Origin of the sequence: Shewanella carassii (assembly GCF_019670705.1) — a bacterium.
GTDB classification, from domain to species: Bacteria; Pseudomonadota; Gammaproteobacteria; order Enterobacterales; family Shewanellaceae; genus Shewanella; species Shewanella carassii.
Window position 1 is genome coordinate 4,346,083 of record NZ_AP024618.1, and the last position, 21,603, is coordinate 4,367,685.

24 protein-coding genes are annotated in these 21,603 nt (G+C 54.7%); 12 read left to right on the top strand and 12 right to left on the bottom strand.

The window, feature by feature from the left end:
* Positions 1-159 precede the first annotated feature (159 nt).
* The 3 genes from K5621_RS19445 to K5621_RS19455 form a co-directional block, all read right to left on the bottom strand.
* A complete protein-coding gene (locus K5621_RS19445) occupies positions 160-1,071 on the bottom strand; it encodes a cation diffusion facilitator family transporter (protein WP_025888223.1) in 912 nt (303 codons plus the stop codon).
* A 41-nt stretch (positions 1,072-1,112) separates the two neighbouring features.
* On the bottom strand, positions 1,113-1,517 hold the full coding sequence (locus K5621_RS19450; RefSeq protein WP_157929053.1) for a hypothetical protein: 405 nt from the start codon (positions 1,515-1,517) through the stop codon (positions 1,113-1,115).
* A 196-nt stretch (positions 1,518-1,713) separates the two neighbouring features.
* Entirely contained in the window at positions 1,714-3,312 is a 1,599-nt protein-coding gene (locus K5621_RS19455; RefSeq protein ID WP_100143235.1) for an AbgT family transporter, read from the bottom strand.
* Between the two features lie 628 nt (positions 3,313-3,940).
* Here K5621_RS19455 and K5621_RS19460 point away from each other — a divergent pair.
* From K5621_RS19460 to K5621_RS19475, 4 genes are all read left to right on the top strand, one after another.
* Positions 3,941-4,510 (top strand): LemA family protein, encoded by a 570-nt coding sequence (locus K5621_RS19460; RefSeq protein WP_039035348.1) that lies wholly within the window; start codon positions 3,941-3,943, stop codon positions 4,508-4,510.
* Between the two features lie 21 nt (positions 4,511-4,531).
* Positions 4,532-5,566 (top strand): DUF3137 domain-containing protein, encoded by a 1,035-nt coding sequence (locus K5621_RS19465; protein WP_221050086.1) that lies wholly within the window; start codon positions 4,532-4,534, stop codon positions 5,564-5,566.
* Positions 5,567-5,721: 155 nt separating this feature from the next.
* Positions 5,722-6,390 carry a lytic transglycosylase domain-containing protein gene (locus K5621_RS19470; protein ID WP_234519740.1) on the top strand — a complete coding sequence of 223 codons (669 nt, stop codon included), beginning with the start codon at positions 5,722-5,724 and terminating at the stop codon, positions 6,388-6,390.
* A gap of 25 nt (positions 6,391-6,415) precedes the next feature.
* A complete protein-coding gene (locus K5621_RS19475; protein ID WP_221050087.1) occupies positions 6,416-6,847 on the top strand; it encodes a hypothetical protein in 432 nt (143 codons plus the stop codon).
* Between the two features lie 175 nt (positions 6,848-7,022).
* Here K5621_RS19475 and K5621_RS19480 read toward each other — a convergent pair whose 3' ends face one another.
* Entirely contained in the window at positions 7,023-7,880 is an 858-nt protein-coding gene (locus tag K5621_RS19480) for a 23S rRNA (adenine(2030)-N(6))-methyltransferase RlmJ (RefSeq protein ID WP_100143232.1), read from the bottom strand.
* Between the two features lie 152 nt (positions 7,881-8,032).
* Here K5621_RS19480 and K5621_RS19485 point away from each other — a divergent pair, with 152 nt between their 5' ends.
* The 3 genes from K5621_RS19485 to K5621_RS19495 all read left to right on the top strand — a co-directional run bounded on the left by K5621_RS19485 (position 8,033) and on the right by K5621_RS19495 (position 9,985).
* Positions 8,033-8,770 carry a class I SAM-dependent methyltransferase gene (locus K5621_RS19485; RefSeq protein WP_425332475.1) on the top strand — a complete coding sequence of 246 codons (738 nt, stop codon included), beginning with the start codon at positions 8,033-8,035 and terminating at the stop codon, positions 8,768-8,770.
* Between the two features lie 132 nt (positions 8,771-8,902).
* The gene (locus K5621_RS19490; RefSeq protein ID WP_245003118.1) at positions 8,903-9,430 is read left to right on the top strand and encodes a DUF2937 family protein; all 528 of its coding nucleotides are present in this window, start codon (positions 8,903-8,905) and stop codon (positions 9,428-9,430) included.
* Positions 9,431-9,511: 81 nt separating this feature from the next.
* Positions 9,512-9,985: a peroxiredoxin gene (locus tag K5621_RS19495; protein WP_221050089.1), complete on the top strand. Its 474-nt coding sequence runs from the start codon at positions 9,512-9,514 to the stop codon at positions 9,983-9,985.
* A 7-nt stretch (positions 9,986-9,992) separates the two neighbouring features.
* On the opposite strand, the gene K5621_RS19500 is transcribed toward K5621_RS19495, so the two are convergent.
* The 6 genes from K5621_RS19500 to modA form a co-directional block, all read right to left on the bottom strand.
* On the bottom strand, positions 9,993-11,918 hold the full coding sequence (locus K5621_RS19500; protein WP_221050090.1) for a methyl-accepting chemotaxis protein: 1,926 nt from the start codon (positions 11,916-11,918) through the stop codon (positions 9,993-9,995).
* A gap of 80 nt (positions 11,919-11,998) precedes the next feature.
* On the bottom strand, positions 11,999-13,315 hold the full coding sequence (gene envZ, locus K5621_RS19505) for a two-component system sensor histidine kinase EnvZ (protein WP_100143228.1): 1,317 nt from the start codon (positions 13,313-13,315) through the stop codon (positions 11,999-12,001).
* Positions 13,312-14,037, bottom strand: a complete 726-nt coding sequence (gene ompR / locus K5621_RS19510) for an osmolarity response regulator transcription factor OmpR (protein ID WP_221050091.1) — start codon at positions 14,035-14,037, stop codon at positions 13,312-13,314. The genes envZ and ompR overlap by 4 nt, the downstream gene beginning before the upstream one ends.
* A gap of 135 nt (positions 14,038-14,172) precedes the next feature.
* Positions 14,173-15,261 carry a molybdenum ABC transporter ATP-binding protein ModC gene (gene modC, locus K5621_RS19515; RefSeq protein WP_100143227.1) on the bottom strand — a complete coding sequence of 363 codons (1,089 nt, stop codon included), beginning with the start codon at positions 15,259-15,261 and terminating at the stop codon, positions 14,173-14,175.
* Entirely contained in the window at positions 15,255-15,947 is a 693-nt protein-coding gene (modB, locus tag K5621_RS19520) for a molybdate ABC transporter permease subunit (RefSeq protein WP_028780857.1), read from the bottom strand. The genes modC and modB overlap by 7 nt, the downstream gene beginning before the upstream one ends.
* 16 nt (positions 15,948-15,963) lie before the next feature.
* Positions 15,964-16,731 (bottom strand): molybdate ABC transporter substrate-binding protein, encoded by a 768-nt coding sequence (gene modA, locus K5621_RS19525; protein ID WP_221050092.1) that lies wholly within the window; start codon positions 16,729-16,731, stop codon positions 15,964-15,966.
* 158 nt (positions 16,732-16,889) lie between these two features.
* Between modA and K5621_RS19530 the strand changes: the two genes are divergently transcribed.
* The 4 genes from K5621_RS19530 to K5621_RS19545 all read left to right on the top strand — a co-directional run bounded on the left by K5621_RS19530 (position 16,890) and on the right by K5621_RS19545 (position 18,971).
* Complete coding sequence (locus K5621_RS19530) at positions 16,890-17,675, top strand: TOBE domain-containing protein (RefSeq protein ID WP_100143225.1); 786 nt, start codon at positions 16,890-16,892, stop codon at positions 17,673-17,675.
* A 126-nt stretch (positions 17,676-17,801) separates the two neighbouring features.
* Entirely contained in the window at positions 17,802-18,296 is a 495-nt protein-coding gene (greB, locus tag K5621_RS19535) for a transcription elongation factor GreB (protein ID WP_039035338.1), read from the top strand.
* A 129-nt stretch (positions 18,297-18,425) separates the two neighbouring features.
* Complete coding sequence (locus tag K5621_RS19540) at positions 18,426-18,731, top strand: NINE protein (RefSeq protein WP_100143223.1); 306 nt, start codon at positions 18,426-18,428, stop codon at positions 18,729-18,731.
* A 9-nt stretch (positions 18,732-18,740) separates the two neighbouring features.
* Positions 18,741-18,971, top strand: a complete 231-nt coding sequence (locus K5621_RS19545) for a TM2 domain-containing protein (protein ID WP_221050093.1) — start codon at positions 18,741-18,743, stop codon at positions 18,969-18,971.
* Positions 18,972-19,010: 39 nt separating this feature from the next.
* Here the strand turns inward: K5621_RS19545 and K5621_RS19550 are convergent, their stop codons facing one another.
* Positions 19,011-19,235, bottom strand: coding sequence for a hypothetical protein (locus K5621_RS19550; protein ID WP_221050094.1), 225 nt, complete (start codon positions 19,233-19,235; stop codon positions 19,011-19,013).
* Between the two features lie 272 nt (positions 19,236-19,507).
* Here K5621_RS19550 and K5621_RS19555 point away from each other — a divergent pair, with 272 nt between their 5' ends.
* Positions 19,508-20,482 (top strand): ribonuclease T2 family protein, encoded by a 975-nt coding sequence (locus K5621_RS19555; protein ID WP_221050095.1) that lies wholly within the window; start codon positions 19,508-19,510, stop codon positions 20,480-20,482.
* A gap of 6 nt (positions 20,483-20,488) precedes the next feature.
* Here the strand turns inward: K5621_RS19555 and K5621_RS19560 are convergent, their stop codons facing one another.
* Positions 20,489-21,232, bottom strand: coding sequence for a VOC family protein (locus tag K5621_RS19560; RefSeq protein WP_342370172.1), 744 nt, complete (start codon positions 21,230-21,232; stop codon positions 20,489-20,491).
* Positions 21,233-21,603 lie beyond the last annotated feature (371 nt).

The following is a 21,603-nucleotide window of genomic DNA, read 5'->3' on the forward strand; positions in this document are numbered from 1 at the left end:
GCTGTGATCTGGGTCAAATTGAGCAAAATTGGGGGAATTATCCGCTTTTTAACGGCAAAAGTCATTGTTGGCTCAGCCCGCTAGGAGGGAACTCAAAACCGGCCATCGGCCCTGAGGGCTGCTAATGCCCCCGGACAGATGCCCAACGCGGGCGCCGTTTCAGGCGCCCTGTTGCAGTAAGCCTTCCTCTTCGGGCTGCTCTTCCAGCGGCTCCACATGGATAAACACCGCCGCATGGGGAATGGCAGCCATCAAGGCCTGCTCGATACGGTCACAAATGGCATGGGAATGGCCAACGCTCATCTCCTTGGGCAAGGTCAGATGGAAGTCGATATGGCGCCGTCTGCCCGCCTGACGGCCGCGCAAGTCGTGAAAGCCCCCTTCGCTGGGACAGTGGTGCGCGATTATCTCGGCGGCCTGGTTCAGCTCCTCTTCGCTGATGCTGTGATCCAGCAGCGGCTTGAAGGCCTGATCCAGCATGCTTATCGCTTCTTTGAGAATAAACAGCGCCACCCCTATGGCCACTATGGGATCCAGCAGCGCCAGGTTATGGCCAAAATAACCGCCCACCCAGATGAGCAGCAGCCCCACGGCGACCCCGAGAGAGGTGAGCACATCGGCCTTAAGGTGCAGGGCATCGGCCTCAAGCGCCACCGATTGCTCTTCCCTGGCCACCCGGTAGAGATAGGCACTGACACCTGTGTTAACCAGCGCCGACAACAGCATCACCAATACCCCCCAGCCCAGGCCTTCCACCTCTGAGGGGCTGAGCAACTTGCCGACGGCCTCGAAAATAATCCAACCGGCCGCCGCCAAAATCAACAGCGCCTCAATAACCCCGGAAACATTCTCTATCTTGTCGTGGCCGTAGGGATGATCCCAGTCCGGCGGCACATCGGCGCGGCGCACGGCAAACAGGGCGATCAAGGCCGCCACCAAATCCATGGCGGAGTGAATCGCTTCTGAAATGATACTGACCGAGCCACTGACAATACCCGCCGCCACTTTCATGATGATCAGCGAAATATTGGAGCAGACCGAGACCATGGCGGCCCTGGCTTTTCTGGACATCTATTATTCTCCCTCAATACGGCTTGGGACTTGGACTATCGTCAGTCAAAGGTGATTACCTGGGCTCGTGCGCCCTCGCCCCGGTCAATCAACAGCAGAATCAGGCCAAACAACACTTGTGTAGGCAATAGCAGCACTAGCCAACTGCTCCACAGCAGGCTGTCGTCGACCCGAATAACAAACTTGAGTTGCAACGCCAGCAAAGCAAGCAGCCAGAGCGCAAAACAACGAAAACGGCAAAAGAAGCTGCCAAGGCCCATGAGCCACAGCAACCACATAGGCTCCGGCCACCAAGCGGCCCCCTCTGGAGTCAATTGCCCGGGCAGTTCGGCGCCGCTGAAATAGAGTTTACCGACCACGGCCGTGTCGCCTATCTCGGCGGCCAGGGTAAAACTCGTGGCCAACCAAGCCATTAGCAGCAACAGACGTGCAGAAGAAAAACGCATGCGGGCCCAACCAACAAACCAAAGGGCCCGATAGTGTATGACAATAGAAAAAGTTCAACAACTGCTTATACTTACAGCAAAACAGTAACCATTTTCGTCCTCATTTACACAGTTAAACCCCCGCCTTGCGCTGTAAACAAAAAGGGGCCTAAGCCCCTTTCCACTAAAATCCTCAGTCATTCACCCTTGCTGGCTATCAGCCCGCCGGTGAATAGTAGGTAGCCGCACCTGGGCCAACCGGCAGTCCCAAGCCGAATACCCAGAGGAAGAAGAACAAGGTCCAACCGACGAAAAACACCAGCGTGTATGGCAACATGGTAGCCACCAGAGTACCTATCCCCAGGTCCTTCTTGTAGCGCGCGGCGACCGCCAGGATCAGGCCAAAGTAGCTCATCATGGGCGTGATCAGGTTAGTCACTGAGTCACCTATTCGATAGGCCGCCTGAATGGTTTCCGGCGCATAACCCACCAACATCAACATGGGCACAAATATCGGCGCCGTCACAGCCCACTGGGCCGAGGCACTGCCGAGCATCAAGTTGATAAAGCCACACATCATAATAAACAGCAGGAAGACTATCGGCCCGGTCAGCCCCAGGGCACTGAGGGCATCGGCGCCGGTCACCGCCAACACGGCGCCCAGATTGGTCCACTTGAAGAAGGCCACAAACTGCGAGGCGAAAAACACCAATACGATATACATCCCCATGGTGCTCATGCTGTGGGACATGGCGTTAATTACATCGGTATCTTTTTTCATGGTGCCCACCACCTTGCCGTATACCAGCCCGGGAATGGCAAAGCAGACAAAGATAAACACCACAATTCCCTTGAGAAACGGCGAGCCGGCCACTTCTCCCGTCTCGGGGTGACGCAGTGGGCCCCACTCGGGTACCACGGTCAAGGCTAAGACTGCGCCGAGCAGTAGCGCCGCCAAACCGGCCATTTTCAGCCCCTTTTTCTCCAGTTCGGTGACGGTTTCCATCCGCTGCTGTTCCAAATCGACACTGGCTTCAGAGACATCATAGCGACCGAGCTTGGGTTCAACGATTTTCTCTGTCACCAAGGCGCCGAGGAAAGAGATCACAAAGGTGGAGACAAACATGAAGTACCAGTTGACCTCGGGGCCCACAGTGTAGTCAGGGTCTATCATCTGCGCCGCCGCTTCGGTGATCCCGGATAACAGGGGATCCACGGTTCCCAGCAAGAGGTTGGCACTGTAGCCACCGGATACCCCGGCAAAGGCCGCCGCCAACCCCGCCAAGGGATGCCTGCCAAGAGAATGGAAGATCATCGCCGCCATGGGGATCAGCACTACATAACCCAGCTCGGCGGCGGTATTGGAGACGATTCCGGCAAAGACAATGGTCAGGGTAACCAGGCGCTTGGAGGCTCCCATCACCAGCGCCCGCATGCCGGCGGACAAGAGTCCGGAGCGTTCGGCAATCCCAACCCCGAGCAAGGCCACCAATACAGTGCCCAGCGGCGTAAAACCGGTAAAGTTGGTCACCAGGTTGGAGACTATCATCCGCAGCCCTTCGGCATTCATTAGACTGACCACATGGATCAGGCCATCGGCGCTGCGGCCACTGGCGCCTTCGGGACGAGGGTCCACCACTGTGACTTCAAAATAACCGGCAATGCCGGAGATCAGGATGACGGCGGCGCAAAACAGCGCAAATAGTGTGATGGGATGGGGCAAAAGGTTGCCCAGGCGCTCGACCACATTGAGGAAGCGGATAAACCAGCCACTCTTGGCGGTTTCGAGCGGTTGCTGAGAATGATTGGACTGCATCTGATTTCCCTGTCTGCCGGCTCGGCTGCCGGTTCTATTTTCATGGCCGTAACATCTACGACAAGCGGCCGGCCATTTTGCCGCGACACTTTTAACTGAAACTTAACCTGGAAAAATTGCAGGGAAATTGAGGCAAAAAAAAGGACCCAGGGCGGGTCCATAAAGGCAAATTCGCTGAACTATTCGCTTTGCCCCAACGTTGTGTCATTACAATTTACAGCACGCTGTCTGAACCTTGCCTGAACATAATAAAAGCTGTTTGCAAATAGTATGATTCCATTTCTTCGCTTTGACGCACGGTAAACAGTTTTCCCAGGGCCTATAGCGGTTTCCGACAGACTTGAGTCAAAAACTGCTGTTTTTTTACCACTCAAAAATAGATAAATACTTCAAATAAATCATTTATATAATTTTTCTATGTACTAAAAACGTACAGCCCAAGCCTTTGATTTACCAGCTTTTGCTTAAATCTATCTTTAAAGCCATATAAGTGATGGTTTTCATTGACTTGGCAAGACTCGCCGTCAAGGGGCCAGCATAGGTTCAAAATCACAACAAAGATGCATTTGCGGCCATTTTATGATTAGCTGGCGCAGTTCAAAAAAAACTGCAGGGAACTTTAGCAAATATGGATGGATTTTTGTTGATACTGGCGATCGCCGTGATACTGATTTATCTCTGGTATGTCAGCCTGATAAAAAAACGCAACACGGCCCGTGAAGCCCTCTCCGGCATAGATGTCCAGCTCAAGAAAAGGGCCAATCTGCTGCCCAATATTCTCACGATAGCCAAGCGCTTTATGGATCATGAAAAACAGCTGCTGACCGAAATCACCGAATTGCGCACTCAACTGACCCAAAGCTACAATCCGGCCGACAAAGATGCAGTAAAACAACACCTGGATTTGGCCAACCAGCTCAACAACCGTGTCGGCCAGTTGATGGTGTCGGTAGAAAACTATCCCGAGCTCAAGTCAGACAACACCATGTTGCAGGCGATGCAGACCTATAACGAAGTGGAAGCCCATATCTCCGCAGCGCGGCGTTTCTACAACTCGGCGGTCACTGAACTCAACAATGCAGTGGAAATCTTCCCGGGTTCAATCATAGCCTCAATGGCCAAGGTACAGGCTCTGCCCTTCTATGAGGCAGATGAAAGCGCCAAAAGCCCGGTCAATGCCGGCGACTACTTGAACTGAGACAGAGTAAAAGATTGATCCGTGAATATTATCACCTTCCTGATGGGGGCCAAGATTTCCCCGGTACGCCCGGGAAAAGGCCTACAGGCCCCCAGCGAAGACCTGCCCAAGCTGCAACAATACTATCGCCAGCATATACAGCCCAAGGCCAGTCAATATGAAAGACTGAGGATCAAGAGCCTCAAGCAGTGCCGAACTCGGGTAGCCCTGTTTGTACTGACACTTGTGGTGACTCTGCTGCTGGTTTGGCACTATTGGTACGACCTTATGTACTACAGTTCCCTTGGCCCGGAAGCTTCATTTGCCCTCGCCCTTACCCCGGTTTTGCTGATGTTTTTCTGGTGTAAGAAACCCATCAAGGCGTTTCAAAAACAGGTTAAAAAAGATCTGTTTCCGCTGATCTTTCGCTATTTCGGCGACGACTTTACCTTTAGTCCCAACGATGGTTTGCCACTGCGACCATTTCGCGATGCCGGCATTTTGCCCAAGCATGACATAGCTCGCGCCAGCGATTTTATTACCGGTAGCTATAAACAGGTCGAACTGGGGATCAGTGAATTAGTGCTGAAGTCAGAATATCGGGATAGCAAGAATAAGAAGCGTACCAGCGAGGTATTCAAGGGACTGGCCATGACCTTTACCGTGCCACAAAACTTCGGCTGTCATGCGGTATTGATCCGCGACCGCGGCCTGCTGGGGAAACTCTCTTCCAGTTATTCGGGGCTGGAACAGATGAAGCTGGAAGATCCCGTGTTCGAGAAAGAGTTCGATGTCTTTGCCGACAATCAGATCAATGGCCGGGTGTTGATGAACCCCTTGTTTATGGAGCGTTTGCTGGACTTGAGCAAGAAGTTCGGCCGGGATCTGCGCTGCGCCTTCCACGGCAGGCAGCTGTTGATCCTGTTTCCCAGTAACAAGGATAGATTCGAAACCGCCTCCATCTTTGAGGGAGCCACCTTCGAAAAGGAGTTCAGCCAGATCCACAGTGAAATGCAGCAACTCTTTGCTATCATTGACATATTGAAACTGGAAACACGGACAGGTTATCAGGCGTGAAGCACACTTCCGGCCAAGGACTCATCTCTTTGCTACTCTGGCTGCTGAGCTCGGCGCAGCCCTTTGCTGCGCTTGTCGGCACCGAGATACCTATGCCTTCGGAAAAGGCCGCTATGAGTGAAGACCCCTCAGCTATAAGTAAAGAGCCTTCAGCTATGGGTAAAGAGCCCTCAGCCATGGGTGAAAAAACTTCAGCTATAGCTAAAGAGCCTTCGGCCAAACCCCGTATAGTGGCGCGTTACTCGGAACACGGCATCAGTGACAGCAGTCTACCGAAGCGTAAAGTCTATCAATACCGCCAGGCCAACGGCGTGATGGCATTCAGCGACAAGCCCCCAGGCAGCCAGGAATATCAGATCATTCTCTATGATTGCTTCGCCTGCCGACCGGACTCCAAGGTGAACTGGCAGGCAATCCCTCTGTTTGACAGTGACTATGCCGCCGAAATCGCCCTCGCCGCCCAAACCTACAATCTGGACCCTGCGCTTATTAGGGCGGTGATCCACGCCGAGTCGGCCTTCAACGCCAAGGCCCTGTCCCGTACCGGCGCCATGGGGCTGATGCAGTTGATGCCGGATACCGCCAAAGAGCTTGGTGTCAGCAACGCCTTTGTGGTATCACAGAATATTGATGCCGGTAGCCGCTATCTGGCGCAGATGCTGGCCCGTTTCGATGGCGATATGACCCGGGCGCTGGCGGCCTACAATGCCGGCCCTACCACAGTGAGCCAATATCGTGGCGTGCCGCCCTACCCGGAAACCCGCGCCTATGTGAAACGGGTGAAGATTTTGCTGGAACGCTACCGCAATTTGAGCCGTGCCTGAGAGGCGCAACAACAAGGAAGTGAAGATGTTTAACCTCAAGTCCCTAGGCCTTTGTGCCTGTCTGCTGATGCCCTTTTCCACCGTAATAGCCTGTGATGACAGCCAACTTGGGCCGGTTCCCGCAACCGCCGAAGCGATAACGGCAATAAAGCAAGTCATGCAAAGCCATAAGGGCGAGCTAGACAACAGCATGAACGACGAGGAGATGCTGGATAAGGGCAGCCAACTGACCCGCACCATCTTCTGTGAGGCGGGCTACAGCCTCAAGGCCACTTGGGCCGCCTGGGCTCAGGACCAGTGGAGCGAGCAGCCGACTTACGATGGCCCCAACGGCATGGCGCTGCGCAATATGATGAGTATCAGCGCCTATATGATAGAGACCAATCCACAGCAGGCGCTGGCGCTCGGACTCATAGATGAGGCGACGTTGGCCGAGCTGAAAGCACTGTCGGAATAACTCACCACAGCCGCTTGTCACCACGCTTGTCACCACAGTCGCTATCACACAGTCGCTTAGACGCCGTAAAGGCCACGGTTAACAGGCCGGGCAATTAGTACACAGCTTGGTACCCGACTTAGTATCCAATTAATACCCGGTGACCCGGCCAAAAGTTTTTATGATGGAACCAAGCTTACTCGCCCACTTCCCAGGTGACAGTGACGCTGCCGCCACCCTGATTGAGCCTGGGGTGAAGCCATTCCAGCAGCTCTTCGGCCTGGGTATCCAACTGCCAGGGCGGGTTGATGACCCACAGACCCGCCGCCGTCATACCGAATTCATCCGAGTCAGGCTTGATACTCTGCTCTATCCGTAACTGGCGCCGAATGCCGCTGTCTTTCAGCTTCGTCAGCATGGCTTCGGTCTGGGCCCGATTGACGACCGGATACCAGAGCAGATATACCCCGGTGGCAAACTTGCGATGGGCCTTGATCAGGGTATCGGCCACATCCTGATAGTCACTCTTGAGCTCATAGCTGGGATCCACCAGCACCAGTGCCCGACGCTCCAGTGGCGGCACGGCGGCCAACAGGCCCTGCAGACCGTCGCCGTGAACCAGCTTCACCTGACGGGCACCTTCAAAATACTCCTGCAGCAGTTCGACATCGGTATTATGCAGCTCGTGCAGCAGCATTCTGTCCTGCTCTCTAAGGTGCATATCCACTATCGCCGGAGATCCGGGATACCAGGCCAGCTCATCTGTGGCTTGCTCCTCGTTGCCTTCGTTGAAATGGCGCACCGCCTCCAGATAGGCTGTCATCGCCTGCGGCACACTCGTTTCCTGCCAGAGCTTGCCTATACCTTCCAGATATTCCCCTGTCTTTTGGGCGAAATCATCTTCCAGCGCATAGCCACCGGCACCGGCATGGGTATCGATATAAACCAAAGGTTTATCTTTCTTCTGCAACAAGCTCAGCGCCTGCAACAAGATGGAATGTTTGAGCACATCGGCATAGTTGCCGGCATGAAAACCGTGACGGTAGCTGAGCATGGGTTCCCCAATGACTGACGGGTAAATGACCGCGGCATTATAGCGGCTCTGCCTGCGAGTTGCAGCTGAACGTATTCAGTCAGGTTGGCATTTGGCATAATGGCGCCAATTCAGCCAAGGACTCAAACACAGTGAAGCAACCAAGCCATAGCATTTATTTTGATACCCGGGAGCCACGCCTGTGCGCCATTGCCGAGCGCTGGGGCCTGAAGCATGATGAAGACTCGGTGTTTGCCTTGGGGTTTGAGCAGGAGATGCTGACCCTGTTCAAGCGTGACGAACCCAAGCTTGGCGGTATCTGTGTCGATTTTGTCGGCGGCGCCGTGGCCCACAGACGTAAGTTCGGCGGCGGCCGTGGCCAGGCCATAGCCAAGGCGGTCGGTCTCAAGCAAGGCGCCTGCCCCTCTGTGGTAGATGCCACGGCCGGTCTTGGCCGTGACGCCTTTGTGCTGGCGAGCCTTGGTTGCCAAATGACTCTGATTGAACGTAACCCCTTGGTGGCAGCGCTACTGGAAGACGGTCTCAGCCGCGGTTATCGGGACTGCGAGATCGGCCCCTGGATGCAGCAAAGAATGGTGCTGCTGCACGACTCCAGTCTGGAGGCACTGAGCCAGATAAGTCCGCAACCGGATGTGGTCTATCTGGATCCCATGTATCCTCACAGAGACAAGTCGGCATTGGTAAAAAAAGAGATGCGGGTATTTCAGACCCTGGTCGGCGCAGATACCGATGCCGACGGCTTGCTGGCCCCGGCGTTGGCACTGGCGAGCAAGCGGGTAGTGGTCAAACGGCCGGACTACGCCGAAGACCTGGCCGGGGTTAAACCCAGCACAGTTATCGCCACCAAGAAAAACCGCTTCGATGTCTATGTCAAAGCGGCGATGAACTGAGACCAAACCATACACTTGAGTCAGCAGCCATTTTGGTTGCAGCCCCGGGTGCTATGGGCAACAAAGCCAGAACCGGTCAGTTAAGATACCGGGCGGCTGCGGCAATCTGGTTTGGCCGAAACTCAGGGAGACATGATGCTTAGAACCATACGCGACTATCTCAGACTGCTGCTGTTCTTTGTGGGGGTACTGGCGGGGATCCAACTCCCCGGCTTTGTCGATCAATACGGCAAGAGCCTGCAGGCCCACCTGAGCGAGATCCAAACCCAATTGGCCGGGTTTCAGCGCGATGCTGACCGTTTCTTCGATGGCGATTTGGATAAGCTTATCGCCCATTATGTGACCAACAAAGATCCGGTATTTACCTCCGGCGGCGATAAGCTCAACGCCATGGTAGAACGCCGCTCCGAGTTGCAGCAGGCCTTGGCCGACTTCCGCGAGAGTCTCTACAGCCCCTACCTGCAACTGGCGTTTGCGCCACAGGCGGATATCCGCCGCGAAGTCTGGGACAACTACAGCCACAATATTCTGCTCAAGGGCGATGCCATTGCTATTGGCCTACTCAGTGGCCTGCTGCTTGCAGCCTCGGCAGAACTGCTTCTCAGCTTATGCTGGCTGGTGTTGCGAACGCTGTTTCGGCGCCGACCGGCCGCCGCCTGATTGCCCCTGTAGAATGTCTGTGTTTGTCCATTCCATTAACGGCTATGATGGTTTGTAACTCCCACTGAAAGGACAAATACCATGATTGCACAAGGTCAAACTCTGCCGGATGCCACTCTGAGCCAACTCGGTAAAGAGGGCATGATCAACCACAAGGTTAAGGAACTGTTTGCCGGCAAGAAAGCCGTGCTGTTTGCTGTTCCCGGTGCCTTTACCCCCACCTGCTCCGAAGCTCACCTGCCGGGTTATGTGGTGCTGGCCGATGAACTCAAGGCCAAAGGCGTCGATATCATTGCCTGTGTATCGGTTAACGATGCCTTTGTGATGAAAGCCTGGGGTGAAGCCCAAAACGCCGGTGAGATCATGATGTTGGCCGACGGAGATGGTGCCTTCACCAAGGCGCTGGGGCTGGAAGTGGACACTGGCGCCTTCGGGGGCTTACGCTCGCAGCGCTATGCCATGGTGATAAACGATGGCGTGATTTCTTTGTTGAATGTGGAAGCGCCCAAGACTTTCGAAGTCAGCAAGGCTGAAACCATACTGGCGAGCCTCTAATCGCGACTCAGGCGGCTTTAATGCCGAGATTCTGTTCTATCTCGGCGACACCTGCAGCCACCTGAGAGGCGATTGCCTGCCCTTGCTCTGAGGCGGTGATCGCCTGGCTGCGCAGCTGTTCCATGGCGCTGGAGAAGGATTGCAGATGCGCCAGCTGTGACTGGGCATACTCAGTGCCCTGCTGAGTCCCGCTCGCCATGGCAAAAGCCTGCAGTCTCACCTCCTGCGCCAGTTGTTTCAGGCTCTCGGCTCTCTGTCTCTGCCTGTCGCTCGCCTCGGCTATGCCATCCATACTCTGCCCCAGACTCTTGTTGGCATTGGTGAGCCGATTAAGAATGGCACCTATCTCATCGAGCGAGCTCTGGGTGCGACTGGAAAGGCTGCGCACCTCATCGGCCACCACGGCAAAGCCTCGGCCCTGCTCACCGGCACGGGCGGCTTCTATGGCGGCATTGAGCGCCAACAGATTAGTCTGCCCGGCAATATTACCTATCACGTCGATAATTCCCGCCACGGCCGCCACTGAATCATCCAGACTGGCAAGCGCTTGATGACACTCGGCAACGGCGGTGCGGGTTGAATCTGTGGCTTCCAGCATCTGCTGCGCTTCGAGTTCACTCTGGTGCATCTGCTCGGCGGTATTGCCGGCACGGGAGGCCAGCGCAGCTGAGCTGTCACTCACCAGTCCGGCCAATTCACTGAGCTGCAGCGTTTGCTGCCGGGCCTGATCCACCACTTGCTGGGTCTCACGGGTACTGCCGGCCATTTCACTGATTTTTTGCACCAGCGCCGATAGGCTTTGGGAGATACGCGCCAATTGCTGCCGCTGCTGCTCATCCTCGGACTCGAAACGATTCAGCAGAGCATTGAAGTGGGCGGCTATCTGGCCGGTTTCACAGCGGCGACTGATATTGAGGCGCTCGCGGGTATTGGACTCACTCAGTTGACTGAAAGCGGTGTTGAGCAGCTGCAACGGCTTCACCACCCTGAGCTGCTGCAAAATCAAATAAGCCACGGCAAATAAAGCCAGCACTGCCAAAGCCAGATAGAGCCACAGCTGCAGCTCGTGTTTGAGCTTGTCGGTACGCTGTTGCTGCTCAGCGGCCATGGTCAGCAAGTTCTGCTGCAACTTGTGCATATCGGCGCGCAGTGCATCCTGCATCTGACGGTTATCCAACAGTTGCTGCTCGGTATTGGTCACTTCCTTGGCATAGCGACTGCTGAGACTCAGAAGTTCGGCGCGGTAGCTCTCGCCTATCTCCTCGCGCTCGGGTTCATCGTCACCCAGGGCAAATTCATCGGCCTCTACAGTGCGATAGAGACCAAGCAGTGGCAAGGCGTTGAGTCTGTCATGCCAATCGGCCAACTGGGTTATGGTGCTGTCGAGGTAAGGCTTGAGTCTTTGCTCCCGTCCGAGCAGGTAATCCTGGGTCAGCTGTGACAACTGGTAAACCAGCGGCGGAAGCTCCCGACTGAGCTGCAGGTATTCATGCGCTGCTTGTGGCGCCGTTGCCAGCCCTTGATCGCCGTAATCCGCCAGACGCTTGTTGTTATCCAACATTTCGGTTTCGGCATGGGCCAACAGCTGCCTGGGGTTTCCGGCCAACTTGCCGGCGGCGCGGTACTTGCTATCCAGAGCCGTCACCAATTGCGCCAGCTCCTGTGTCAACTGTGAATCTACCGGCAAACGGTCATGAATATCATTGAGCTGGGCTCTGGCCTGCTCCAACCGCCCGGCATCGCCACTGGCGAGATACTTATCCAGATTGGCACGGATATCTACCAAAAACTCTTGCTGCAAGCCTTGCAGCGTCTGGCTCTGCAGTTCTGCCTCTTGTCTCTGTTCACTGCTCCAGAGCACCAGAGAGGCGAGCAAGGCCGCCAACAAGAGCAACAACGCCGAAGCGCCGAGAGAAAGGGTGGAAATCTTCATGGCAAACTGCGCCCAATTGATTGAACTGAGCGCAGTTTATGACTGGAGCATGACAGTTGAATGACAGACAGCGTCTATGGCTAGTCCCTTGGCAACCACACCTGAGCGTGCAACCCACCCTGAGGGCGATTGCTGAGAATGACCTTGCCTTGATGCCTGTCTATGATGCGTTTGATGATCGCCAGTCCCAGCCCTGAGCCGACGCTGCCGCGGGCGCTGTCACCTTGGGTAAAGGGCTGAAACAGCTTGGGGATCTGGCTCTCGGCAATACCCGGGCCATTGTCTTCCACACTGAAACCTATGCGGTGTTTTTCCACCTGGGAAGCGATCCGGATCCAGCCGCGGCCATAGCGGAAGGCGTTTTCCACCAGATTGCCGATCACCCGCTTGATGGCCAGGCTCTGCATCGGCACTTCGGGGCATTCGGCCAGTACCAGCTCTATCTCACCGACTCTGTTGCTCTCGGCCTGGGCCACTTCGCGGATTAAACGGTTGATCTGTTCCGGCTCGCGAATGCTCTCCTGATCCTGGCGGATATAGGCGATAAACTGATTGATGATGGCATCCATGTCTTCAATGTCTTTGACTATGCCCTCCTGCAGGTAGGCATCGTCGTCCACCATCATCTCGGAAGCCAGACGAATTCGGGTCAGGGGGGTTCTAAGGTCGTGGGAAATCCCCGCCATCAGCAGCGCCCTGTCCTGCTCCAGCTGTTTCATACTCTGGGACATGCGGTTGAAGGCATTGGTCACTTCGACAAGTTCACTTGAGCCGGTCAGCGGCAGCGGATCAGGGAAATTGCCTCTGGAAACTGAGATCGCCGCCTTTTGCAGCCGCCGCAGCGGCCGGTTCTGTTGCCGGGCAAACCACCAGCCACCGGCGACACTCAAGGCGCCTATCACCAGCAGATAGAGGTTAAGGGGCGACAGTACATTTTCGTTCCAACCATTGAGGGGAACCTTAATCCAGATGGAAGGAGCCTGAGGCGGGCGGATCCAGATCTGCAGCAGATTGCTCTGGGCAATACGCACTTCGGCCGGGCCACCGAGATATTCCGACATCTGGGCTGAGAGGAAACCATAGTAGGTCGCCCGCTCGATACCGGCTTCCCTGGCCTGCTTCTGGTTATAGACATGCATGCCATCGTCGCGCACCTTGGCATTGAGGGCGTCCACTATGGTGAGGTGTTCCCGGCCCACCTCGACCCCATCGACAAACAACAGATTGATCTGGCGGGCGATAAGCTGGTTGATCTGCTGGTAGCTGGGCTTAATGAAATAAACCGTCACAGTCAAATAGGAGACCAGCTGATTGATCAGCAGCAGGCAGCCTATCAGCATGACTGTTTGGCTGAAGGCACTCCTGGGCAACAGGCGTTGCCACCAGCGCAGCTTCATTTACGGGCGGCACCATCTGGCACAAACACGTACCCCAGGCCCCAAACCGTTTGGATATAGCGCGGGTTGGCGGGATCCTTTTCAATCAGCCGCCTAAGCCGGGAAACCTGAACGTCGATGGAGCGCTCCAACGCCGAATAATCGCGGCCACGAGCCAGATTCATCAGCTTGTCGCGGGACAAGGGCTCCCTGGGGTGAGTCACCAACACCTTGAGCACGGCAAATTCACCACTGGTGAGGGCGATGGACTCTTCGTTGTGGTACATCTCGCGGGTGGCCAGGTTGAGGCTGAACTCGCCGAAGGTGACCATCTCTTCCTGCTGCGAAGGCGCGCCGGGGATCTCCTGCACCTGACGGCGCATCACCGCCTTGATCCGTGCCAGCAATTCTCTGGGGTTGAAGGGTTTTGGCAGATAGTCATCGGCGCCGAGTTCCAGGCCTATGATGCGGTCGACTTCATCGCCCTTGGCGGTCAGCATCACTATCGGCAGAGGGTTGCCCTGTTGTCGCAGGCGGCGACAGATGGACAGGCCATCCTCTCCCGGCAACATAAGGTCGAGCACCAGCAGGTGAAAGTTCTCCCGCTCCAGCAAGCGATCCATCTGCTCGGCATTGGCGGCGCTGCGTACCTGATAGCCTTGTTCCATCAGATAGCGCTCCAGCAAGGCCCGCAGCCTCATATCATCATCGACAACCAGAATCTTGGAGGTTTCTTGTCCCATGGGCTATTCCTCGAGTGCCAAGCCTGCAACTTGCACAATAGTATCTAAAAAAATGGCTAAATATCTTAAATTTAGCCATTTTAATACCAAAAATCACCCGAGACTTTGTAACAGTAGTTGATCTTCTGTTGTACCTCAGTGAGAACGAGCCAAGTCGGCGGCCGTGAGGCTGACCCCTTTGATCTGGGCGAAGAGCGACATTCCGGGCTGCAACGCCAACTCATCGAGGGCCCAGCGGGTAATATTGGCCCACAGTGGCATACCCGCCAACCTCAGCCTGAGTTGCACATAGTCGCGGCTATCGACCCGGCTCACCTCTTCCAGGGTTACCGGCAAGATATTGCGGATACTGCTGCCACTCGGCACCTGCAGGCACACAGAGACCTGATTGCTGTGAACCCGCACCCGTATCGGCTTATTCTGTTGGGGTAACAGTTCATTGACCCACAGGCTGTTACCGTCGGCGAGTTGCAAACGAGTCATGGCATACTCGGGATGACTCTCGGCCACTGTGGCACTCAGCAGTGAGCTTTGTTCCTGGGCACTGAGCCAAGGTCTCAGCTCGTCACTGTCCCACACCTGTTCCAGCGGGCCACTGAGGACGCAGCGGCCCTTGTCCAGCACCAGCATCTGATCCGCCAGTTGCAGGATCTCATCCAGACTGTGGCTGACATAGATAATCGGCAGCTTAAGTTCGGCGGTGAGCCTCTGTAGGTAGGGCAACAGCTCGCGCTTACGGGGCAAGTCGAGCGATGCCAGCGGTTCATCCATCAACAGGATCTCTGGGCGGGTCAGCAAGGCCCGGCCTATGGCGACCCGCTGTTTTTCCCCACCGGAGAGAGTGAAGGGAAAACGATCGAGCAGTTTCTCCAACCCCAAGAGTTGTACTACTGTGTCAAACTCGCGGCTGTCTTTATCCTTGCGGCCATAGTTGAGATTGCCGCGCACCCGATAGTGGGGAAACAACCTGGCATCCTGAAACACAAAGCCGGCGTTACGCCGCTCCGGTGGCAGGTTGATCTTCTTGTCTTTATGAAACAGCCAGCGCTCTCCCAAACGGATCTCTCCGGCATCCGGCGTTGCCAGGCCGCCGAGAATATTGACCAGCGAGGTCTTGCCGGCACCCGAGCGGCCAAAGACGGCGCTGACCCCGGAGAGGGGTAACTCTGTGTCCACATCCAGCAAGGTTTGCCCCAGTTGTTGTCTGATAGCGATTTTCAGCATTGTCCCAGCGTCCTCTGTTGCGCCCGCTTGCTGAGCCATTGGGAAGCGATCAGCGAGGCCAGTGAAATCAATATCGCAATCACACACAGCCTGGCCGCCTCGGCCTCGGCGCCCGGGGTCTCGATAAAGGAGTACATGGCCAAGGGAATGGTGCGGGTTTCACCGGGTATGTTGGAAACAAAGGTAATGGTGGAGCCGAACTCCCCGAGGCTGCGGGCAAAGGCCAGCACCATGCCCGAGACGATGCCGGGCGCGGTCAGCGGCAAGCTAATGGTGAAGAAGACCTTGAGTCGGCCAGCTCCCAAGGTGCGCGCCGCCTGTTCCAGGCGCACATCCACCCCTTCGAGCGCCTGACGAATGGCACGAACCATTAACGGGAATGACACCACCGCGGCCGCCAGCGCGGCGCCGCGCCAGCTGAAACTGAAGCTGAAGCCAAAAGTGTCATAGAGCCAACCACCGAGAAAACCGCTGCGGCCCATGGAGACCAGTAACAAATACCCTATGACCACAGGCGGCAGCACCAGAGGCAGATGGATCAGGCTATCGAGCACAGACTTGCCGGGAAACTCCAGCCGCGCCAACACCCAAGCACACAAAATGCCGAGCGGTAGGCTGCAAAGCACAGCCACTGTGGACACCTTGAGACTGAGCAACAAGGCGGCCACTTCATAGTCGGTCAATATGCTCAAGGACAAGTTCTCAGTTTACGCCGAAGCCGTATTTGGCAAATACCGCTTTGGCGGCGTCAGACTGCAGGAATTGATAGAAACCTTCGGCACCTTTGCTGTGCTCTTTACCCACCAGTGCCATGGGATAGCTGATTGGCTTGTGAGTCTTTTCCGGGAATACCGCCAACTGTTTGACCCCTTTGGCAACCTTGGCATCTGTGGAATAGACAATCCCCAGAGATGACTCGCCGCGTTCGACCAACGCCAAGGCGCCGCGAACACTATTGGCTCTGGCCAGCAAAGGTTCGGCCTGTTGCCACAAACCCAAGTTTTCCAGCGCCTGCTTGGCATAGCGACCGACCGGCACATGATCTGGATCGCCAACCGCCATCCGGCTGTTACCCAATGCCTGTTTGAGATCCCAGGAAGCCGAGATTTCAACCTGGTTCAGTGCACTGCTTTTCGGCGCGATCAGCACCAGCGTGTTACGCAGCAGAGTGACCCGACTATGACTGTCGATGGCCTTGTTTTCATCGAGATAATCCATCCATTTCTGGTTGGCCGACAGAAACAGCTCGGCGGGCGCACCTTGGGCAATCTGGCGGGCCAGCGTCGAAGAGGAAGCAAAAGAGAATACGGTTTCAGTGTCATGCTTGCGGTCATATTCGGCGCCCAACTCATTCATAGCATTGGTGAGAGAGGCGGCGGCAAAGACGGTGACTTTTTCCTTGGCACTGACGTTAAAGGCCAACAGCAGCCCCAGAGCTAGACTCAGGGCAGGACGAAACAGGGACTTCATAACGACTCCTTGGTGAAATAGGTACTCAATAGAGATTGCCAACGTTATATACATAGTTATATAACGATAAGCAAGCCTGTGATCGTCAGTGAGTGATCCCTGTGGTCTTTATCAGCGCAATAAGGGAGAATAACCCCGACACTGATAAGGAATACGCCATGGATCTCAAAGCCCTGTTGACTCTCAACAATGCCGATAAACTGTTTGCCAATCCCAAGCGCATTGCACTGTTGAAGCAGATACGCATTACCGGCTCCATCAGCCAGGGGGCCAAGCAGGCGGGCATCAGTTACAAGGCGGCCTGGGATGCGGTCAACGACATGAATCTGCAAGCTCCCCAGCCTGTGGTCAGCAGTGAAAAGGGCGGCAAGGGCGGTGGCGGCGCCAAGTTAACCGAGTTTGGCGAGCGTCTGCTGAAGCTCTACGAACTGATGGATCAGATGCAGGACATGGTGCTCAAGGCGCTGTTGGATGCGGCCGTTCCCATGGACAACCTACTGGATCTGATGGCCCACTTCTCGCTCAAGACCAGCGCCCGCAATCAGCTGGCCGGTGAAGTCATTGCGCTCAAGGATGATTCACTCAATGACAATGTCAGGGTCAAATTGGCCGGCGGGCAGGAGATAGATGCCGCCATCACCCATGCCAGCACAGACAAACTGGGGCTGCATATCGGTAAGAAGGTATTGCTGCTGTTCAAGGCTCCCGCCGTCAGCATCCACTCGCTGCAACACCCCCTCAGCAGTGGTAACCGCCTCAAGGGCCAATTATTGCAAATCAAACGCGATACCCAGCGCAGCGAAATTACCTTGGATATTGGCGGCAGTGACCGCCTCTATGCCTCGGTATGCAACGACAGCCTTGAGGGACTGCAGTTGGCTCTGGGCGATCATCTGCAAGCCAGCTTCGAGCCGGGACAGACACTCATCGCCTGTGTTAAATGACAAACAAAGGCGTCCTGTTTATCCCATTGGCAGAAAGGCGCACTTGCAAGCACGCCTGAGTTCTGTAAATCTTCAGCACTATTGGCATCGGCGCCTGGCGCCATCAGCAGTTGATCGAATAAACCGATGAAAGCCCATTTGATTACCCGTAAGGGCTGGGAAGCCCTGGACAAAGAACTCAAGTATCTGTGGAAGGAATATCGCCCCGAGATCACCCTCAAGGTGCAAGAGGCCGCGGCCCAGGGTGACCGCTCCGAAAACGCAGATTACACCTACAACAAACGCTTGCTGCGGCAGATAGATCGCCGGATCCGCTATCTGGTCAAACGCTTGGAAGAGTTGAAGATTGTTGACTACTCACCGCAACAGGAAGGAAAGGTGTTTTTCGGCGCTTGGGTCGAACTGGAAAATGACCAGGGCACTGTGGTGCGCTACCGGATTGTCGGCAAGGATGAGATAGACACCAAGAAAGGTTATATCACCATAGATTCCCCCATGGCACGGGCCCTCATAGGTAAACAGGTTGATGATGAGGTCCAGGTACAAACGCCGTCCGGGATCAAAGAGTGGTACATCAATGTGATCCAATACCAGGCGTTTGAAACAGATGTGTCAGAATAATCTCAATTTAACAATTTGTTATTGAAAAAAATCCTAGGAAAAAGGTAGACTCCTCCCGTTTAGCTCGAAGATGTGCAGGGAAATGCCTGCCGAGCCAGACTACTCAGCTTTCAACAAAGGAACAAGGAAGTGCAGACTCTCAAAAAATCCGATAAGAGTTATGGCGTAGCCGTGTGTCTTTCAGGCATTTTCGGCATCTTGGGCATACACCATTTTTACTGTGGTCGTATTCTTCATGGCCTGTTTGATCTCGGTTTGGCAATAATCGGCATCTCGCTGATTTCAACCGATGATCCTACCTTGGTATTCACCGGAATAGCAGTGCTGGCGGTCGATATTATCCACACAGTGATAATCACTTTCATGTTACTCGTGGGAAGCTATAAAGATGGGCAGGGTAGGCTGATCACTTACCCGGGACAAAAGTTAACTTAAGGACAAACAATGACAATCGAAAATGAGCAACTGAGCGACAAGGGTTTCGTACCAACTCTGCTGCTGTGCTTCTTCCTGGGTGGCTTCGGCGTACACCGTTTTTACACAGGTAAAATCGGTACAGGTCTGCTGATGTTGCTGACCCTGGGCGGCCTGGGCATCTGGACTCTGATCGACTTTGTTCGTATCGCCATCGGCAGTTTCCGTGACGCCGAAGGCCGACTGATCAAGTCAGCCTGATCCCTGTATGCCAGTGGCACCAGCCACTGGCATCCTTACTCACTCCTTAGAAAGCACTCTTCCATTACACAACATCTCTCCCGCTTCTAAGCGCTCTTGCTCCCTTTGTGCCAGAGTGATACACCTTCTTATCGGCATCCTCGAACCCGTCACTGTAACTTTTTCACAGCGATAACCCTCAGCTTTAGCCTGCTGCGCCTCCTGAGAACTACGGCAAGCCCCCAGGATCAACACCATAACCGCCGCGGCGGCACATCCTTTCATTCATTTTTTCCTGTAAAATTCTGCTGTCATTGCCAAGCGACACAATTTATCGGCCGGCAATAATTACGCTGCATTTGACCAATAAAGAATTGGCGCCGCTGATCCGCGGCCAAAACATCGGACATTCCGGCTATGGTGCATCAGGCCTGAATATTGGAACAGAAGCCAAAGATCATTGGCTCAACCTAAGTTGCGCAAAAACTTACTTTAGATACAAAGCATTACGAAAAACTAAGTATCGCATCATGACTATTTCATCAAAGAGGAATCTTATGACCCGCTTACTGATACTCCTGTTGTGGCTGCTGCCTGTTGGGATCATGGCAGCCCCCTTTTCCGGTGAGTTGCTGATAGACAAGACCTGTCCGCTGTTTCAATCGAAGAACAAGGGCACTAATCCCGGGCAGCTTTACAGCAACCCCGGACAAAGGCTGGAGATAGTTGAACGCCTCGGTCACGACACGCCCACCTGGTTCAGGGTTAGAACCTCAGCAACACAATCACCTCTGCGCTGGATTGCCGCCGATTGTGGTCAGCTGCAAGCGGGCGCGCTGCCCGCTGAACCTCAAACCCAAAACGCCTGTAACCTGGCCGATAAATACGATAGCCATCTGCTGGCTCTGTCATGGCAAAACGCCTTTTGTGAGTCAAAAGGTTCCAGCAAACCCGAATGTCGCAGCCAAAGCACCGACCGCTTCGATGCCAGTCATTTCAGCTTGCACGGCTTATGGCCCAATAAGCGCTCTTGCGGCATCAACTATGGCTATTGCGGCAAGGTCAAACACAAGCCCGACAACTTCTGCGCTTATCCCGCCATTGAGTTGAGTGAAGCCGTATCCGAACGCCTGGCTCAGATGATGCCTAGTCACGCCTATGGCAGTTGCTTGGAGCGGCATGAATGGTGGAAACACGGCAGTTGCCGGGATGAAAATGCCGAAGCCTACTTTTCATTGGCACTCAGGCTGACCACAGAAGTGAACCAAGCGGCACCTCTGCTCAACCTGCTACAACAAAATATCGGCGCCAAGATAGCGACCGCTTCTTTCAGACAAGCGTTTCAGCAGAGCTTTGGCACATCGAGCGAGCACAAGCTGAGCCTTAAATGTCACCGGGGGATGTTGACCGAAATTCAGCTCAGTCTTCCCGAAAAGATAGATGACAGCGACTTAAAGACCCTGCTGCAACAGGCCCCCAGAATTGCTCCCGGCAACTGTGGTAGCCAAATCCGCATCGATGCGGCCAACTAAGAAAAATTAAAGCGCCATCGTCAGCCGGATGATGCTGAAGACAGCCCCTTGCGGGTCGTTGATCACCGCAAAGCGCCCCACGTTGGGGATATCAGTGGGCGGCACACAAACCTTGCCGCCCAACTCGGCCGCCCGACAAGCCATCAGATCACAGTCATCAACACTGAAATAAATCATCCAGTGGGGCGGCACATCGCCCCACAGCTCGGTCATTTGCAGCATGCCACCAATGCTTTCATCGCCACGCAACAACCACTCTGTGTATTCAAAGTCGGGGGCATCTTCACTACGGCGCATCTGCCAGTTGAACACCTTGGGATAGAAATCCTTGGCCTTCTCGGGTTGCCGACAAGCGAGCTCCACCCAGCAGAGAGTGTTGGCTTCCCACTTACGCCCAGCGCCAGGATGTTCGATACCCTGCCAAACCGAAAAATGGGCCCCCTCGGGATCGGTAAATAGCGCCATCTTACCGGCGCTGCCAACCTCATGAGGGCCCATCAGAAGCTGACCGCCGGCGGAACTGATGGCCTCGATACAGTGATTAATATCCTCCACCGCAAAGTAAACCGCCCAGTGACTGGGAACGCCTTGCTGTTGTAATTCGGTAGGTAGCTGATACATGGCACCGATTTCTTCCTCACCGTGCCGAATGGTAGAATAAGCCCCCTCAGGCATAGGAATGTCCTGCGTTTGCCAACCGAATAACCGACAATAAAAATGCTTGGCACTGTTCCAATCCAGCGTACCCAGCTCTACCCAGCTCTACCCAGCAGGGCTCACCATGCCTGTATTCTGTAATCTTCATTACCCAGTTCCCTTGTTATCGTAAGCGAAAGAGGCGGCCAAGGCCGGTTCCTTTCAGTTAAACGCTAACAGAAATTATACCAAGCTGTATAGAAAGTGTTCGATTACAAATTGCAGACGACCAAAGACACGAGTCAAAACCCAGGGAAATATATTTTGTTGTGGTTAAAACAATTACTTATTAACGCTATGACCCACAGGGCTTCTGTCTTCTCAACAATGAACAAACCGGAATGGCGAGTCTATTTATGGAGTGTGAGCTTCGACCTATGCTGTCACGCCGATGAAAATAAGCTAATGGAAAGCAGATAATCAAA

Coding starts and splice junctions, on each gene's coding strand:
- K5621_RS19445 (WP_025888223.1), bottom strand. CDS start 1,071: ATGTCCAGAAAAGCCAGGGCCGCCATGGTCTCGGTCTGCTCCAATATT.
- K5621_RS19450 (WP_157929053.1), bottom strand. CDS start 1,517: ATGCGTTTTTCTTCTGCACGTCTGTTGCTGCTAATGGCTTGGTTGGCC.
- K5621_RS19455 (WP_100143235.1), bottom strand. CDS start 3,312: ATGCAGTCCAATCATTCTCAGCAACCGCTCGAAACCGCCAAGAGTGGC.
- K5621_RS19460 (WP_039035348.1), top strand. CDS start 3,941: ATGGATGGATTTTTGTTGATACTGGCGATCGCCGTGATACTGATTTAT.
- K5621_RS19470 (WP_234519740.1), top strand. CDS start 5,722: ATGGGTAAAGAGCCCTCAGCCATGGGTGAAAAAACTTCAGCTATAGCT.
- K5621_RS19475 (WP_221050087.1), top strand. CDS start 6,416: ATGTTTAACCTCAAGTCCCTAGGCCTTTGTGCCTGTCTGCTGATGCCC.
- K5621_RS19480 (WP_100143232.1), bottom strand. CDS start 7,880: ATGCTCAGCTACCGTCACGGTTTTCATGCCGGCAACTATGCCGATGTG.
- K5621_RS19490 (WP_245003118.1), top strand. CDS start 8,903: ATGATGCTTAGAACCATACGCGACTATCTCAGACTGCTGCTGTTCTTT.
- K5621_RS19495 (WP_221050089.1), top strand. CDS start 9,512: ATGATTGCACAAGGTCAAACTCTGCCGGATGCCACTCTGAGCCAACTC.
- K5621_RS19500 (WP_221050090.1), bottom strand. CDS start 11,918: ATGAAGATTTCCACCCTTTCTCTCGGCGCTTCGGCGTTGTTGCTCTTG.
- envZ (WP_100143228.1), bottom strand. CDS start 13,315: ATGAAGCTGCGCTGGTGGCAACGCCTGTTGCCCAGGAGTGCCTTCAGC.
- ompR (WP_221050091.1), bottom strand. CDS start 14,037: ATGGGACAAGAAACCTCCAAGATTCTGGTTGTCGATGATGATATGAGG.
- modC (WP_100143227.1), bottom strand. CDS start 15,261: ATGCTGAAAATCGCTATCAGACAACAACTGGGGCAAACCTTGCTGGAT.
- modA (WP_221050092.1), bottom strand. CDS start 16,731: ATGAAGTCCCTGTTTCGTCCTGCCCTGAGTCTAGCTCTGGGGCTGCTG.
- K5621_RS19530 (WP_100143225.1), top strand. CDS start 16,890: ATGGATCTCAAAGCCCTGTTGACTCTCAACAATGCCGATAAACTGTTT.
- greB (WP_039035338.1), top strand. CDS start 17,802: ATGAAAGCCCATTTGATTACCCGTAAGGGCTGGGAAGCCCTGGACAAA.
- K5621_RS19545 (WP_221050093.1), top strand. CDS start 18,741: ATGACAATCGAAAATGAGCAACTGAGCGACAAGGGTTTCGTACCAACT.
- K5621_RS19550 (WP_221050094.1), bottom strand. CDS start 19,235: ATGAAAGGATGTGCCGCCGCGGCGGTTATGGTGTTGATCCTGGGGGCT.
- K5621_RS19555 (WP_221050095.1), top strand. CDS start 19,508: ATGACCCGCTTACTGATACTCCTGTTGTGGCTGCTGCCTGTTGGGATC.